A 15,564-nucleotide genomic window follows, 5' to 3' on the forward strand; every position below is an offset into this window, starting at 1 on the left:
TATCATTGTAATAAAATCGTTCCCTCTAAATTTGTGCCACTTACCACCCCTGTGCGGTGGCTAAACACCAAATCTTGCCCTTGTAAATCCGTCCCAGCGTTTTTGAGAGTAAAGATTCCCCGCCCTCTTAAAAGAGCGTTTTTATAATCATATACGCCATCTTCACTCCATAGCTTTAAGCCATTTCCGCTTGTGTATTGCAACCCTTGAGAAAAATAATAGAACTTCTCTTGTGCCTTGACATAGGGTGCATAAACTTCTTGGATTTTATTTTGGGAATCTGGTTGATACCCATAGAAATTAAATGCCTCATCATACTGCGCAAAGCGAAAGAGCTTTTCTCCTTTTGCGTGCAAAGCAAAAGTATCAAGTTGCAATAAAGAAAAATCAAAGTTTGTGATTTCAATGTTTGGAATCTCGTGCCCTATATCTTTAATCTGCTCTCTATCGTCTCGAAAAAACACAACCGCACTAAGACTTGCAAGAAGCAAGATAATAAAAAATCCATACACGCTACGCGAAATATTGTGCGAGTCCATTATCTCTCTCCTTGTGTAAAATATGCTCTATCATCTCGCGCACTGCGCCCTTTCCGCCTTTTGTCTTAAGAATGTATTTCACGCGATTTTTCACTCCATTCGCACAATCTTTGGGCGCGTAAGATTGCGCGATGAGTTTAAACATCGGTAAATCATTCACATCATCGCCAATGCACGCACACTCTTTTGCTTGCACTCCACTCTTTGTGAGAATCTCACGCACCACCGCGCCCTTATCGCTCACACCCATATAGACATAATGGATTCCAAGCTCTGTGGCACGCTTTTTGACAATCTCGCATTCCCTACCCGTTACAATCGCACTCATACGCCCCAACTTATTATTCCACACATTAAGGGCAAGTCCGTCTTTAATGTTAAATTTCTTAATCTCCTCGCCACTTTGTGTGTATATCACATCGCCACGCGTGAGCGTGCCATCGACATCAATAAAGAGTAATTTTGTCTTTTTCACAGCACTCCTTTAGTGCTTGGTGTGCCTACGCGCTCATTTGGGCTAATAGCTCGGCGGAAACTAAGCGCAAATGCCTTAAACATCGCCTCAACAATGTGGTGGAGATTCTTTCCTCGTTTGACGACAATGTGCGCGCTAATATTAGCATTAAAGCACAACGCCTTAAAAAACTCCTCCACCAACTCCACATCAAATTCGCCAACTTTGCCTTTAAGCTCACACGCGCTTGTATCAAATACTAAATACGCGCGATTTGACAAATCCATATCGCACTCTACGCACGCTTCGTCCATTACCACACTTCCATTGCCAAACCGCTCTACACCAGCTAATGGATAGAGAATTGTATGCAATGCTTCGCCAAGCGCAATACCGCAATCCTCTACGCTATGGTGATTGTCAATGTGCGTATCGCCCTTGCAGTGAATTTCTAAGTCCATTAAACTATGCTTACCTAATGCTTCTAACATATGGTCAAAAAACCCAACGCCACTTTTTATCTTTGTCTTGCCACTGCCATAAAGATTAAGAGTTAGGGTTATGTCTGTTTCTTTTGTCTTGCGTGTGTGTGTGATTGTGCTTTGCTTCATTTGCTAATCCTTACAATGACTTTTTAGATTCCATTCTTTAAAACAAAGGTATTTTATCTAAAAATTCCCTAAATGCAAATATGAGACACAACTTGTATAATGGTAATGTATAATATAAAGAAAAATTCCTAAAATTAACATAAATTTACCTAATGCTACTACGATAGACAAAAATTTAAAGGAGGCAATATGACAGATTCTCAGCAAGACACCACTACACAGCAAGACGCACAAGCGCAGTTTTACATTAGCGGTATGAGTTGTGGAGCGTGTAGTGCTGGGATAGAGCGTGCGCTCTCACGCAAGCCATATTGCAAAAAAATCGAGGTGAATCTCATCACACAAAAAGCCCATATTCTTTATGATAGTAGCCAAGCGACTTTGCAAGAAATTTTTTCTTACATTGCTAAAATGGGCTATGAGCCAAGTCTGCATAATCCAAAAGAATCTCAAAAACAAGAGAATCTCAAAAATCCACAAAGTCTCATTGAAAAATTTAACGCCCTAGATTCTAAACTTTTGCCTCCAAAATTACGGCTAGCCTTAGCGATATTTTTTAGCGCGATAGTGCTTACATTCTCGGTTGTGGGAATGCTTGGGACACACATCTTTTCGCTTCAGCTTGATTGTGGCATAATGCTTTTTGGTGCGCTTATAGTGGCGCATTGTGGGCGGAATTTTTATTTCAAAGGCTTTAAGGCATTGTTTGCCAAAAATCCTACAATGGATTCTCTTATTGCCATTGGCACGAGTGCAGCGTTTGTGTATAGCCTTAAGGGCGTGTATGAAATCTTTGCTTTTGGCACGCACACGCATTTATACTTTGAATCTGTGTGCGTGATTTTATGCTTTGTGATGATTGGCAAGGCGATAGAAAATGCCTCCAAAGATGACGCCCAAAAAAGCGCGAATTTTCTCTTACAAATCAACCAAAAAAAGCTCCTGCGCCTAGAATCAGATTCCAAAAACACACAGCAAGACGACTATGCAAATGCGACTTTTAAAGAGGTGTTAAGCCAAGATATTGCCATAGGCGATATAGTAAAGATTTTGCCAGATGATTTGATAACTCTTGATTGCGAGGTAGTGCAAGGAAGTAGCAGTGTCGATGAATCAAGCATTAACGGTGAGAGCGTGCCTGTGCTAAAGAATAAAGGAGCGCGTATCTACTCTGGCTCTCTAAACTTAGAATCTGTGCTCTTTGTGCGTGCGCTTAAAGTCGGCACACAAACAACGCTAAGTCAAATCTTTACCCTTATCCAAAACGCCCAAGATTCTAAAGCTCCTATTGGAATCTTAGCCGATAAAATCGCGGCAATTTTCGTGCCTTTAGTGATTACTATCGCGCTTTGCGCGGGGAGCTTTTGGTGGGTGGCACGAGATTTTGCCTTTGGATTAGATATATTTATCGCTGTGCTTGTGATTTCTTGCCCTTGTGCGCTCGGACTTGCCACGCCAATGGCATTTTTACACGCCAAAGCAAAGGCAAATAAAATGGGGGTATTCTTTAAAAATGCGAGTTGCTTGCAAGCACTAAGCGAGATTACACATATTGTCTTTGATAAGACAGGCACGCTTTCACAAGGACTAGAAGTCAAAAACTCCCAAAGTCTCATAGATTCTAAAGAATTTCTCTCAATCGTATATTCTTTAGAATCTCAAAGCACGCATATCATCGCCACATCGCTTAAAGATTACGCCAAAGCACAAGGTGCGCAAAGCCTAGCAGTCAATAACTTTAGCTCTATTGCTGGGTTTGGCATTAAAGGCGAGATTAAGGGCAAGGGCTATGTGCTTGGAAATGTAGAGTGCCTAAAACTTGATAATCCAAACCTCACACAATCTAGTGTAGAGAAATTTGACAATAACGAATGCAAACTCGCTGTATATCTAGCACACGATAGCAAAAGTGGTGGGGAAATTTTAGGCGCGTTATACTTGGTTGATTTGCTTCGTGCCGAAGTTATCCCCACAATCGCTACTTTACAAAAAGAGGGTTTAAGTGTGGCAATGCTAAGCGGGGATAATGAGCGAAGTGCGAAAGCAAGTGCGAGTGTTATAGGCATTAACGAAGTAGTAGCAAATGCAAAACCAAATGAAAAATTTGAATATGTAACCAAACTTAACAAAGAGGGAGCAAAAGTACTAATGGTAGGCGATGGCGTAAATGACGCCGCCGCACTTAAAAGTGCGAGTGTAAGTGCGGCGTATGCCAGCGGGAATGACATAGCGCAAAATTGCGCAGATATTATTTTGTATAACCAAAATGCTAAGGCGATTCTCAACGCATATCATCTCAGCAAAGCGACAATTATCAATATAAAAGAGAATTTATTTTGGGCTTTTGGGTATAATGTCATTTTTATCCCTATTGCGTGCGGTGCGCTAGGTGGATTTGGGATTTTTTTAGACCCTATGTTTTGTGCGTTTGCGATGAGCTTTAGCTCTATTACCGTGGTGCTAAACGCCGCAAGGCTCAGAGGATTTAAGATTCTCTAACTTTACAACTAAGGAGCAACAATGCAAGTAACACTCAATGTCGAAGGTATGCACTGCCAAAAATGTGTAGATAAAGTAGAAAAGTTCGTAGGCGAGATTGATGGTGTGAGCCTCATCAATGTGGATTTAGCTAAAAAGAGTGTTAGCGTGGAGTTTGAATCTCCAGCAGATAAAGAGCAAATTACCGAAGCGATTTTAGAGAGTGGCTTTGAGGTGAAATAACCCTTGCGAGTCCTTGTAGATTTTTTTAGGAAATTTTTTCCTTATATCCGCGGGCATTATGTGAGCTTTGGTATTGCTATTGCGGGCTCACTACTCGCCGCACTCTCACAAGCGGGTATAGCATATATGGTAGAGCCACTACTTGGCACGCTTCAGGGCAAAGTCCCGCGAGATACACCATTATTTAGCATTAGCTTTGAGGAAATGGCGAGAAACAACACTCTAGCCTTTATCGTCCCTGCGCTCATTGTGTTTGTGTATTTTTGCAAATCACTTGGAATGTATATCCAATCTTACTTTATGAGCTACATTGGGCAAGACATTGTCCGTCAAGTGCGCGATAGAATGCTTCGACATCTGCTCAGTTTTGATTTAGGATTCTTTAATAAAATGCGCGGGGGCGAGCTAATGTCGCGCATTAGCAATGATATTGGTATCATTCGTATGGCAGTCTCAAACTATGTAACAGACATTATCCGCGAGATTACTACCATTGCAGGGTTTTTAGTCGTTGTGTTTTATCAAAGCCCCAAGCTCGCAATCATCGGGCTTGTGATTATCCCGCTTGCCATAATCCCCATTAACCTCATTGTAAAAAAGCTCAAAAAATACGCCCGCACCTTGCAAGAAAAAAACGCCGATATAACCGCCAAGCTAAGCGAAATTTTTAACAACATAGAAATTATTAAAGCAAGCAACGGCGAAAAGCTGGAATCTCAAACCTTTGAGCGACAAAATAAAGAGTTTTTGCGCGTAAGTATGAAATCCACCAAAGTAGGCGAGCTCACTTCGCCACTTATGGAAGTGCTAGGCGCAGTGGCACTAGGTGCGATTATTTATGTCGCCACTTTAGAAATCCAAGCAGGCAACATCACCACAGAATCTTTTGCTTCATTTTGCACGGCGTTATTTATGATTTACACACCGCTTAAACGACTTATCAATCTATGGGGCTATATGCAAAGTGCGATTGTAGCGAGTGATAGAATCTTTGAAATTTTGGATAAAAAGCCTCATATCACTGATGGGAGCTTAGAGCTTAAAGGTCCAATAGACTCCATAGAGGTGCGTGGCGTGGAGTTCTCTTATGGCGAGAGTGGCGAGGAGACACACGCGCTTAAAGGCATTAACCTCACCTTTAAACGCAACCAAATCACTGCCCTAGTGGGGAAATCTGGCTCGGGCAAAAGCACGCTTATCAACCTTATCTTGCGCCTTTATGAAGTCCAAAAGGGACAGATTCTCATCAATGGCGAAAACATTAAGCACTTCACGCAAAAATCCCTGCGGGAAAATATCGCAATCGTTACACAAAGAATCTTTATCTTTAATGACACGATTGCGCATAATGTCGCTTATGGCTTGCAAATCGATGAAGCTAAAGTCCTAGATTCTCTTAAAAAAGCTCAAATGGAAGAGTATGTCGCAAGCCTCCCTAATGGAATCCACACGATTTTAGATGAGTTTGGCACGAATCTTAGCGGAGGGCAACGCCAAAGAATCGCAATCGCGCGTGCATTGTATAAAAACCCCGATATACTTATTTTAGACGAAGTTACAAGCGCGCTTGATTCTCAAACAGAAGACTTAATCAAAGAAGCAATCAATGCCGTGCGAAAAGATAAAATCATCATCTTAATCGCGCACCGCCCTAGCACTATCGAACTCGCAAACAATGTAGTGGAAATGCGCGAGGGCAAAATATTCAAGCAATCATAAATTTCTCTAGCACGCAATAAAAATTCTTAACCCAAATAAATGCAAAATCTTAGCTTACACTTAACTTTTCCTTAAAATTTATTGAAATTTTACCAAAAATGCAAGAAAAACTTTCATTTTGGAATTATTTTTGTTTCTATTGCACTTCAATCACTTAGTGCAAAAATTTATTAAAATCTAACTTTTTTCCTTGAAAAAGATTAAAAATTTTTGTATTATGTCGATTTAAATTAAATCGTTTTTTTTTTTTTTTTGTATCATTTGCTTCAAGTTTTCTTAAGGTTTAAGATTCTGTAAAGTAATTACTAAGGAGATGAGACGATTTAATATTTCACTTTTACGGAGGTATCCTATGAGTTCTATAAAGAACGAAAGTTTAGGCGCAAGCCTTAAATCTCAGTCATTGAGGGGGGGGGGCATATATAAGCTCCTTTTAGCAGGGCTTTGCGCGATTGTGCTTGCTAGCACACAGGTTAAAGCAGAGGAGAGCGGTGTGTTTGTGGGTGCACAGGTTATGTATGGGGATTTGGTCTATACTGAAGATATTCCAAGACAAACAGGATATACTCTCCCAGCCACAGCACCAAAATTCACTTCGACTAACACAGGTCCGGGCTATGGTGTGGTAGGAGGATATAAGCATTTCTTTAGTCCATTTTTTGGATTTAGAGCGTATGGGAGCTTTTATTACAATCAATTTACCTTCCAAACTCCAACAGTGAGCTTTGGGCAAGCCCCTTCGCCAGTTTTAAATCTAGAAGGTGGAAAAAGCTCTATCTATCAATTCAACCTTACAGCAAACGCTGAAGCACTCTTTAATATTATCGCAGGAGAGAACTTTAACCTTGGTGTATTTGGTGGGCTTGGCATAGGATTCCAATATTGGAAAAGCAAGAGGATTGATACAATGTATGATTTTCATCAAATCTTACTTTCAAGTTATAATGTTACGCAACCAAAAGCAGAGGATAGACGCTTTGGGATTGCGCTAAATTGGAATGTAGGGGTAAGGACAAATATCTTAAAGTATCATAGTATCGAAGTTGGTGCGATGATACCTATGTTTAATACGACAATATTTGATTATGAAACATACTACGCGCTCAATGCACCAAATAGTTTAATCACTCATAAAGTCGATGCTCGCCAAAGCTATAATGCCTTTGTGCGCTATACTTTTGGGTTTTAACAACCTCTAGGAAGTCTTTTGACTTCCTAGATTCTAGTTACTCTACAACGCTTTATAACGCCACTTTTATTGAATACTAACTTAAAACAACGACTCGCTCATTTCTTGTGGTGCTGGCAAGCCCATTAGCTTTAGCACACTTGGCGCGATATTATCAAGCCCCCCGCTTGCTTTGAGCTGTTTTACTTCCTTATCCACTATGAAGCACCATACATCGCCTACCGTGTGGTTCGTAAGCGTATTGCCACACTCATCTTTCATCTCCTCGCAATTCCCGTGGTCGCTGGTAATCACCACGCTATAATCAAGCTCTTTGGCAAGCTTTATAATTCTCCCTAGCTCTGTATCCACCGCTTCTACGGCTTTTATGCCTGCCTCAAAATTCCCCGTATGTCCCACCATATCGCCATTAGCGAAATTTACCACAATAAAGTCATACGATTCTCTCATTGCTTCTAACACCGCATCGCCCACTTGTGGCGCACTCATTTGAGGTTGCAAATCATAAGTTTTGACCTTTGGGGAGGGGATTAGCTCGCGCTTCTCTCCACTAAACTCCTCTTCTATGCCTCCGTTTAAGAAAAATGTAATATGGGCGTATTTTTCTGTCTCGGCGGTGTGAAACTGCCTTAAGCCCTGCTTTGAAATCACTTCGGCGAGCGTGTTTGTGATTTTTTCTTTGCTAAAAAGCACAGGAAAGGTGAAACTTGCGTCATATTCACACATTGTAGCAATCTGTAACTTTGGGGCTTTGGTGCGTGTAAATCCGCTAAAGCTCTCATCTCCAAGCACTTGGAGAATCTGTCTCGCCCTATCAGAGCGAAAGTTAATAAAAATAAAACCCTCATTATCCTGCATACCGCTAAATGGCGCGAAACTCACAGGAGTGATAAACTCATCAAAGATTCCCTGCTTATATTGAGATTTGACATACTCGCTTGGACTTAGCGTGATAGGGGTTTTGGCGCATACCATTTCATTATACGCCTGCTCTATGCGCTCCCACCGCTTATCCCTATCCATCGCATAAAATCGCCCGCTCAAGCTCGCCACGCGGACATTCTCATACTTTTCACACAGCGATTGGATAGAATCTAAGTAGCCTAAAGCACTTTGTGGCAGGACATCGCGTCCATCAGTGATTAAATGCAAAAAGACTTGCTTTTGCATTTTCGCACATAGTTCCGCTATGCCAAGCAAGTGCGAAATATGCGAATGCACGCCACCATCGCTTAAAAGTCCGCTTATGTGGATTATCTGGCAATTATTTGCCACGCTTTTAAAGGCTTGATTGCCCTTAATCTCATCATTTTGCAATGCTAGGGAGATTCTCACTAAATCTTGGTAAAGCACGCGCCCCGAGCCAATACACATATGCCCTACTTCGGAGTTACCCATTTGAGAATCAGGCAATCCCACGCTTAGCCCATAAGTGCGCACCATTGAGTAGGGGACATTGTTGAGTAAATACTCATAAGTGGGCTTTTTGGCGTGGTAAAATGCGTTGTAAGTAGTCTTTGGGCTATATCCAATACCATCAGTGATGACTAAAATGGCTTTTTTGCTCATTGTGCTTCCTTATAAGATTTATAAATTTAATGTGAGAGTAATGTAGCAAAAAATATACTCAATTTCGCAAACAAACTTTGTTGCTTTTTGCGTTTTTAGTTAAGGAGTTGTGAAATTTATGGTTATAATGCTTGCATAAAAACTTATTTGCAAATCTTTTGGAGAGGAAATGCTTTATTATCTATACAGCACATTTGGGATTAACCTTTTTCAATACATTACCTTTCGTGCGGGGCTTAGCTTCTTTTTAGCATTTGGCATAAGTATCGCGCTAATGCCCTACTTCATAGAGTGGGCGAAGAAGACTAAAGCAAGTCAGCCTATTTCGGAGTTTATCCCTCATCAAAGCAAGCAAAACACACCGACAATGGGTGGCGTGGTGTTTATCTTTTGCACGGTGTTTGCGTGCGCATTTTGTATGGATTTACACAATCCTTATGCGTTACTTGGGATAGGCTCTCTTATTGGCTTTGGCTTCATCGGGGCGAGAGATGACTATATGAAAATCGCTGCGCGTTCAAACGCTGGAATGAGTGCGAGGGTGAAAATGGCTTTGTTGCTTATGCTGGCATTTGTAGTGAGCTTGGTGCTTGTAAATATTGGGCATAGTGCGGAGTTTTATATCCCATTTGTCAAATCCCCGCTCTTTGACATGAAAGAACATTTGAGCTTTTCTGTGGGATTTGTGCTCGTGCCACTTATTTGTCTAGCGTTTTGGATGCTCGTTTTTAGCGCGACTACAAACGCAGTCAATATCACTGATGGGCTTGATGGGCTTGCCACCGTGCCAAGCATTTTTGCTTTAATAACGCTATCGGTGTTTGTCTATGTAGCGGGGCATTTGGAGCTGGCAAACTACTTGCTTTATCCGCGTGTGGTCAATGGCGGGGAACTAATCGTAGTGAGTTGCGCGCTTATCGGGGCTCTTTTTGGATTTTTGTGGTATAACTGCCACCCCGCAGAAGTCTTTATGGGGGATAGTGGGAGCTTGGCGATAGGTGGATTTATCGCGTATATGGCGATTGTCTCAAGCAATGAAATTTTGCTTATCCTTATTGGCATTGTGTTTGTATTTGAGACACTCTCTGTAATGCTTCAAGTGGGGAGTTACAAATATCGCCAAAAGAGAATCTTCCTTATGGCACCCATTCATCACCACTTTGAGAAAAAGGGTTGGGCTGAGAATAAAATCATCGTGCGCTTTTGGGTTATCTCTATTTTGGCAAATATCCTCGCGCTTATCACGCTAAAGATACGCTAAGGAGGCGCAATGCACGCAGATTCTCATATTAAGATTTTTGGCTATGGCGTAACAATGAAGCCATTAGTAAAATTTCTCAACACTCTTGGGCTTAGCGTGAGAATCTATGATGATACATTCACTCAAGCGAGCAGTGATGAGTTTGGCAACGAGCTTTTGCCATCAAGCGCGTTTAATCCAAGCACCACCGCGCCACATAATCTCTCAAACCTCAATGAGCGCGACTTAAGCAATGCGGATATATGTATCATATCCCCGGGCATAGCACCCACGCACCACTTCGCGCGTGCTAAAAACCTCATTAGCGAATATGACTTTTTTTACCGCCTTTTAGAATCTAGCCAAGAGATACAGCCTCGTAGTGTATGGATTAGCGGGACAAACGGCAAGACAAGCACCACAGAGATGACTACCCTACTTTTAGATTCTCTTAATGCGCGTGCTGGTGGCAATATCGGCACACCGCTAAGTGAGCTGTATATGGATAAAACACCGCTTTGGATTTTAGAGACAAGCTCTTTTAGCCTGCATTATAGCCATTTTGCCACGCCACAAATTTACGCATTACTCCCTATACGACAAGACCATATTACTTGGCACGGGAGTTTTGAAAACTATGTAAGCGATAAGCTAAGTGTATTAACGCGAATGAGTAAAGAATCAAGCGCGATTTTGCCTAAAGAGTTGCAAAATCATAGCACCACTCAAAGCTATCAAGGAAAGGCGTATTTTTATACAGATTCTCAACATCTCGCAGAGCAATTTGGGATTGACATAAACGCCATTGGCTTTAAAGAGCCATTTTTGCTTGATTCTTGCATTGCTTTGGCAATCGCTAAGATTCTAAGCAACACAATAGATTACGCGCTTATCAATCGCTTCAAAATCGGCGCACATAGGATTGAGGAGTTTAGAGATTCTCACAATCGCTTGTGGGTCGATGACTCTAAAGGCACAAATATCGATGCGACAATCGAGGCAGTGCGCCGATATGAGAATTTACGCCTTATTTTGGGTGGTGATGATAAGGGTGCGGATTTAGAGCCACTCTTTGCCTTTATGCAAGGAAAAATCGCCAATGGCGCAAAGATTAGCATTTATGCCATTGGGAGCAATGAAACAAAAATAGCGCGTTTAAGTCAAAAATATGGCATTGAATGTGAAGTTTGCACGCATTTGCAAGACGCCGTAGTAAGCATTAAAAAAGTGCTAAAAAATAATGAAGTAGCCCTCCTCTCTCCTGCTGCTGCAAGTTTAGACCAATTTCGCTCCTACAAAGAGCGCGGGGAACTTTTCAAACAATATGCTATGACGACATAATCCTTGCGGTTATGGAGTTTTTGCATTTATATGGCAATAATGCGTGAATTTAACAAAAGTTTATCAAATACGCGCTACAATTACACGCTAAAATCGCTTAAGGCTTAGTTATTAAAAACTTGAACGCGTAGCTCAGTGGTAGAGCACTACCTTGACATGGTAGGGGTCGCTGGTTCAAATCCAGTCGTGTTCACCATTTTTGTAACTTTTTTGCCCTTAGTAGCAAAATATCCCTTTTGTTCGCACATTTCCCACAAATGACTTCTTGGAGCAATATTTCTAACACCTCGCCAATTTGCTTACCATTTAGCCCAAGTGTGCGTAAATCATCGCCATTGATACAAAGCCCTTGTAAGCTAAAACATTCCTTTAATGCGACACTAAGGGCAGTTTTAACGCCAATAGCGTGCTTTTTTTTCATTAGACACATTTTTATGGTGATAAACTCCCTTCCCGCCTTATCACCCATTTCCCGCAGAATCTGCTTAAGAGCAATGCGCAGTTTGCTTTGCTTTTTTATGCCTAAATCCACCTCGTAAAATCGCACAAACAATGTGAGTTTCTTTATAAACGCATTAGAATATTTAAGATTCTCTAGCACTTGCCCTGCCCTGCCGCTTTGGTGTCGCTCTATCAATGCCAACACGCACGCCCACCTAGCGGACAAAAGTATGTCTTGTTTTAGCCCATTAAAACGCGATAAATCCTTGCAAATGGTCTTTATGCTATCATTTTTAATCGCTCCACTCTGGCAATATTGTGTAAAAATATACACAAAAATATCACTATATTTCTTAAATACGGGCACAAAATTCCTCCCCACAAGCATTTTATCTAACTCACTCGCGATGCGTTGCGCGGAGAGATTGCTTAAAAGCTCCATATTACGCATTATGGCATTGTGAGTGCGTTTGGCAATTTCAAATCCTAAGGTCGCGCTAAAGCGCAAAGCTCGCAAGATTCTAAGAGAATCTTCGCAAAATCTTATATCTGGATTCCCCACACACGCGATTTTACGCTTTTTTAAATCCTTTAGCCCACCAACATAATCAATAATACAACAATCTTTGTCATTCACTTCGCAAGCAAGGGCGTTAATACTAAAATCACGGCGCAACAAATCCCGCTCCAAATCATCTATAAAACGCACGCTATCTGGCTTCCTATTGTCATTATATACGCCATCAGTGCGAAATGTCGTAACTTCATATTGTTGCTTGCTTTGCTTATGATAAAGTGCAATCGTGCCAAACTTAATCCCAATGGGAAGTGGCGAAAATGTGCTGTGTGCAAAAATCTCTAGAATCTGCTGTGGCGTGGCGGAAGTGGCGATGTCATAGTCTTTGATTGCCCTACCAAGTAATCCATCACGCACGCACCCCCCTACTACATACGCACTAAAACCATTTGATTGTAATGTGGCAATAATGCTCCTTAGTGTGTGGGGAATGTGTAAAAAATAAGGGCGAGAAATACGAGTAACACTATTCATAAAATTGGATTTTTATGCCATTTTTACTCAAAATATTACGATATTCCTGTTTGACTTTCTCAAAATTTGGTAGGATTTTTTCTCTCTGCTCTAGCCTTGCTAAAAGGGTAAATGGGTAGAGTTTGAAACCCTTGCTTTGAGTAGAATGCGTGTAGATTAAATCTGCGCGTAGATTACCAAGTCGCACTTTTGGGGTAAATCCACCAGCTTGTTTGGAATGCGCCTTAGGATTCTTACGCACACTCACACTCACAAGCGCACCAATTTGCTTTTGCAAGCCCTTTTGCCCTGAAATGAAATTCCCAAGTGAATAAAGCACTAAAGTATTATCAATAATATCGATTGGCTGGATAGCGTGAGGGTGATTACCGATGACTAAATCTACACCATTTTGTGCCAAAAACTTTGCAAACTCTTTTTGTTCAGCATTTGGGGTAAATTGATACTCCACACCCCAATGGATAGAAACAATCAAAAAATCCACAAGATCACGCACTTTGGCAATGTCTTGTCGTATCATTTCCTTAGTATAGACATTGACGAGATATTCTTTGCCTTTAGGCAATGGGATACCATTTGTGCCATAGGTATAAGCGAGCATTGTGTAAGTTATCCCGTTAGATTCCATAATTCGTGGTTTCTCTCGTGCCTCTAAACTCTCATAACTCCCAGCAGTAAGAAGTTTGGAATCTTTGGATTCTTTTTCACGCCAATATTTGAGCATTGCCAAAACTCCTTTTTCGCCCTTATCAAGTGTATGATTATTTGCAAGCGAGACTAAATTAAAGCCAAGATTGAGCATTTCATCGCCAAATTCTTGCGGTGAATTGAATGCTGGATAAGTGCTAAGCCCAAGCGCAACCCCACCCAAAATAGTCTCTTGATTATAAAATCTCAAATGGTTTTTCTCCAAAAGTGGCTTGACATACTCAAGCATTGTGTAAAAATCAAACGCCAGAGCTCGTGAAATATGAGAATCTTCTTGTTGTGCTTGTTTGTTTTGAGCGTTCCTTGCCGCATCATCATAAACACTCTTATGCAATAAAGCATCGCCAACCATCACAATCTCAAGCTGTGAAATTTGCTCCTTAGAACTCTTCGCAAACAAAACACTGCAAGATATACTCACACAAAGTAATATTGTAAAAATTACACGCAAAACACACTCCTTTAATTTTCAAAAATTGCCATAATTATAGCAAAACCTTTACGATTCTACTCATTTTATAAAATAGTTAAATTTTATTTGACTTTGTATTTAGAAAAATATGCAAAACTAGAAAAATACTATCACAACTAGGGAGGTGCCAAATGGCAACAGTAACTCTGACAAACAATGAAACAGGACAAAGCTTTGAGTTTGACATTATCGAATGCAAACGCGGACCTAAGGCGGTAGATTTTTCTAAGCTCTTTGAGCGAACAAATATCTTTAGCTATGACCCCGGATATGGTAGCACTGCGGGCTGTAAAAGCACGATTAGCTACATTGATGGGCAAAATGGAGTGTTATTATACAAAGGAATGCCTATTGAAGAGGTCGTAGAGAAATACAGCTTTACTGATGTGTGCAAACTTCTTATCACTGATTCTTTACCAAAAAACAAAGAAGAATCACAAGAGTTTGACTTAGAATTGCGTCATAGAAGTTTTTTACACGAGGGGCTTATCAATATTTTCAATGCGTTCCCAGACAGCGCACACCCAATGGCGAATCTAAGCTCGGCTGTCGCGGCTTTATCGACATTTCACTTTGAATACAAAGATATGGAAGAAGAAAATGACTATCAAACAATGGCACGACGCATTATTGCTAAGATTCCCACACTTGTAGCATTTTCTTATCGCAATTCCGTTGGCGCACCATTTATCTATCCTGACATAAGCAGGTCGTATGTAGAGAACTTCTTATATATGCTTCGTGCATATCCGCACAATAGGCAAAAACACACGCTAAAAGGCGAGCAAGAAATCACTCCACTAGAAGTCGAAGCAATGGATAAAATCTTTACCCTGCACGCCGACCACGGACAAAACGCCTCCACAACAACCGTGCGCAATGTCGCCTCGACAGGCGCACACCCCTATGCGGCAATTTCAGCAGGAATCAATGCACTTTGGGGTGCAGCACACGGTGGAGCGAATGAAAAAGTGCTTGTCCAACTTAATGAAATCGGTGATGTGAAAAATGTCGCAAAATTTGTCGAAAAAGCAAAGGACAAAAACGACCCATTTAGACTTATGGGCTTTGGACATCGCGTGTATAAAAGCTATGACCCGCGTGCAAAAACTATCAAAGCACTCAAAAATCAATTTGACAAAAAGGGAATCAAAATGGATTCTCGCTTAAGTGATATAGCTGAAAAACTCGAAGAAGTCGCGCTAAGTGATGATTATTTCAAACAAAGAGGGTTATATCCAAATGTGGATTTTTACAGCGGGATTATTTTAAGCGCGCTTAAAATCCCTGTATCACTCTTCACGCCTATTTTTGTTATTGGGAGAATGCCGGGTTGGTGTGCGCAAGTTATCGAGCATATCAAATCAGGCGCGAGAATCACTCGCCCAAGACAGCTCTATCTTGGCAAATAGATTCTATGTAAATCCGCTCTAAGCGGATTTACACGCTTTAGGCAAAAACTTCAAAATACATCAATTTATTTTGCTTTAATGTATAAAAATTACAAAA

General features: G+C 41.0%; 13 protein-coding genes and 1 tRNA gene. 8 read left to right on the forward strand and 6 right to left on the reverse strand.

Annotated features, from left to right (window positions below):
• Nucleotides 1-2: 2 nt before the first annotated feature.
• The 3 genes from ACWIUJ_RS04760 to hisB are packed head-to-tail and all read right to left on the reverse strand — an operon-like array spanning nucleotide 3 to nucleotide 1,604.
• Entirely contained in the window at nucleotides 3-539 is a 537-nt protein-coding gene (locus tag ACWIUJ_RS04760) for a hypothetical protein (protein WP_454151271.1), read from the reverse strand.
• Nucleotides 514-1,014 carry a KdsC family phosphatase gene (locus ACWIUJ_RS04765; RefSeq protein ID WP_454151269.1) on the reverse strand — a complete coding sequence of 167 codons (501 nt, stop codon included), beginning with the start codon at nucleotides 1,012-1,014 and terminating at the stop codon, nucleotides 514-516. The genes ACWIUJ_RS04760 and ACWIUJ_RS04765 overlap by 26 nt, the downstream gene beginning before the upstream one ends.
• Nucleotides 1,011-1,604: an imidazoleglycerol-phosphate dehydratase HisB gene (gene hisB, locus ACWIUJ_RS04770; RefSeq protein ID WP_454151267.1), complete on the reverse strand. Its 594-nt coding sequence runs from the start codon at nucleotides 1,602-1,604 to the stop codon at nucleotides 1,011-1,013. The genes ACWIUJ_RS04765 and hisB overlap by 4 nt, the downstream gene beginning before the upstream one ends.
• Before the next feature lie 189 nt (nucleotides 1,605-1,793).
• Here hisB and ACWIUJ_RS04775 point away from each other — a divergent pair, with 189 nt between their 5' ends.
• From ACWIUJ_RS04775 to ACWIUJ_RS04790, 4 genes are all read left to right on the forward strand, one after another.
• The gene (locus ACWIUJ_RS04775; RefSeq protein WP_454169310.1) at nucleotides 1,794-4,103 is read left to right on the forward strand and encodes a heavy metal translocating P-type ATPase; all 2,310 of its coding nucleotides are present in this window, start codon (nucleotides 1,794-1,796) and stop codon (nucleotides 4,101-4,103) included.
• A gap of 21 nt (nucleotides 4,104-4,124) precedes the next feature.
• Nucleotides 4,125-4,325 (forward strand): copper ion binding protein, encoded by a 201-nt coding sequence (locus tag ACWIUJ_RS04780; RefSeq protein WP_454151263.1) that lies wholly within the window; start codon nucleotides 4,125-4,127, stop codon nucleotides 4,323-4,325.
• Nucleotides 4,326-4,328: 3 nt separating this feature from the next.
• On the forward strand, nucleotides 4,329-6,044 hold the full coding sequence (locus tag ACWIUJ_RS04785) for an ABC transporter ATP-binding protein (protein ID WP_454151261.1): 1,716 nt from the start codon (nucleotides 4,329-4,331) through the stop codon (nucleotides 6,042-6,044).
• Between the two features lie 352 nt (nucleotides 6,045-6,396).
• Nucleotides 6,397-7,233, forward strand: a complete 837-nt coding sequence (locus tag ACWIUJ_RS04790; protein ID WP_454169312.1) for an outer membrane beta-barrel protein — start codon at nucleotides 6,397-6,399, stop codon at nucleotides 7,231-7,233.
• A gap of 81 nt (nucleotides 7,234-7,314) precedes the next feature.
• Here the strand turns inward: ACWIUJ_RS04790 and gpmI are convergent, their stop codons facing one another.
• Complete coding sequence (gpmI, locus tag ACWIUJ_RS04795) at nucleotides 7,315-8,802, reverse strand: 2,3-bisphosphoglycerate-independent phosphoglycerate mutase (protein ID WP_454169314.1); 1,488 nt, start codon at nucleotides 8,800-8,802, stop codon at nucleotides 7,315-7,317.
• 169 nt (nucleotides 8,803-8,971) lie between these two features.
• On the opposite strand from gpmI, the gene mraY reads away from it, so the two are divergent.
• From mraY to ACWIUJ_RS04810, 3 genes are all read left to right on the forward strand, one after another.
• Nucleotides 8,972-10,063 carry a phospho-N-acetylmuramoyl-pentapeptide-transferase gene (gene mraY, locus ACWIUJ_RS04800; RefSeq protein ID WP_454151256.1) on the forward strand — a complete coding sequence of 364 codons (1,092 nt, stop codon included), beginning with the start codon at nucleotides 8,972-8,974 and terminating at the stop codon, nucleotides 10,061-10,063.
• 9 nt (nucleotides 10,064-10,072) lie between these two features.
• Entirely contained in the window at nucleotides 10,073-11,383 is a 1,311-nt protein-coding gene (gene murD, locus ACWIUJ_RS04805; protein WP_454169316.1) for a UDP-N-acetylmuramoyl-L-alanine--D-glutamate ligase, read from the forward strand.
• Nucleotides 11,384-11,504: 121 nt separating this feature from the next.
• A tRNA-Val gene (locus ACWIUJ_RS04810) sits at nucleotides 11,505-11,579 on the forward strand.
• Here ACWIUJ_RS04810 and ACWIUJ_RS04815 read toward each other — a convergent pair.
• Together ACWIUJ_RS04815 and ACWIUJ_RS04820 are read right to left on the reverse strand one after the other, a co-directional pair.
• The gene (locus ACWIUJ_RS04815) at nucleotides 11,574-12,875 is read right to left on the reverse strand and encodes a CCA tRNA nucleotidyltransferase (protein WP_454169318.1); all 1,302 of its coding nucleotides are present in this window, start codon (nucleotides 12,873-12,875) and stop codon (nucleotides 11,574-11,576) included. The two genes, ACWIUJ_RS04810 and ACWIUJ_RS04815, sit on opposite strands and share 6 nt — an antisense overlap.
• Nucleotides 12,868-14,034, reverse strand: coding sequence for a CapA family protein (locus ACWIUJ_RS04820; protein ID WP_454169320.1), 1,167 nt, complete (start codon nucleotides 14,032-14,034; stop codon nucleotides 12,868-12,870). The genes ACWIUJ_RS04815 and ACWIUJ_RS04820 overlap by 8 nt, the downstream gene beginning before the upstream one ends.
• Before the next feature lie 152 nt (nucleotides 14,035-14,186).
• Between ACWIUJ_RS04820 and ACWIUJ_RS04825 the strand changes: the two genes are divergently transcribed.
• Nucleotides 14,187-15,467, forward strand: a complete 1,281-nt coding sequence (locus ACWIUJ_RS04825) for a citrate synthase (RefSeq protein WP_454151249.1) — start codon at nucleotides 14,187-14,189, stop codon at nucleotides 15,465-15,467.
• Nucleotides 15,468-15,564: the final 97 nt, after the last annotated feature.

Source organism: Helicobacter sp. 23-1046, from assembly GCF_053654635.1.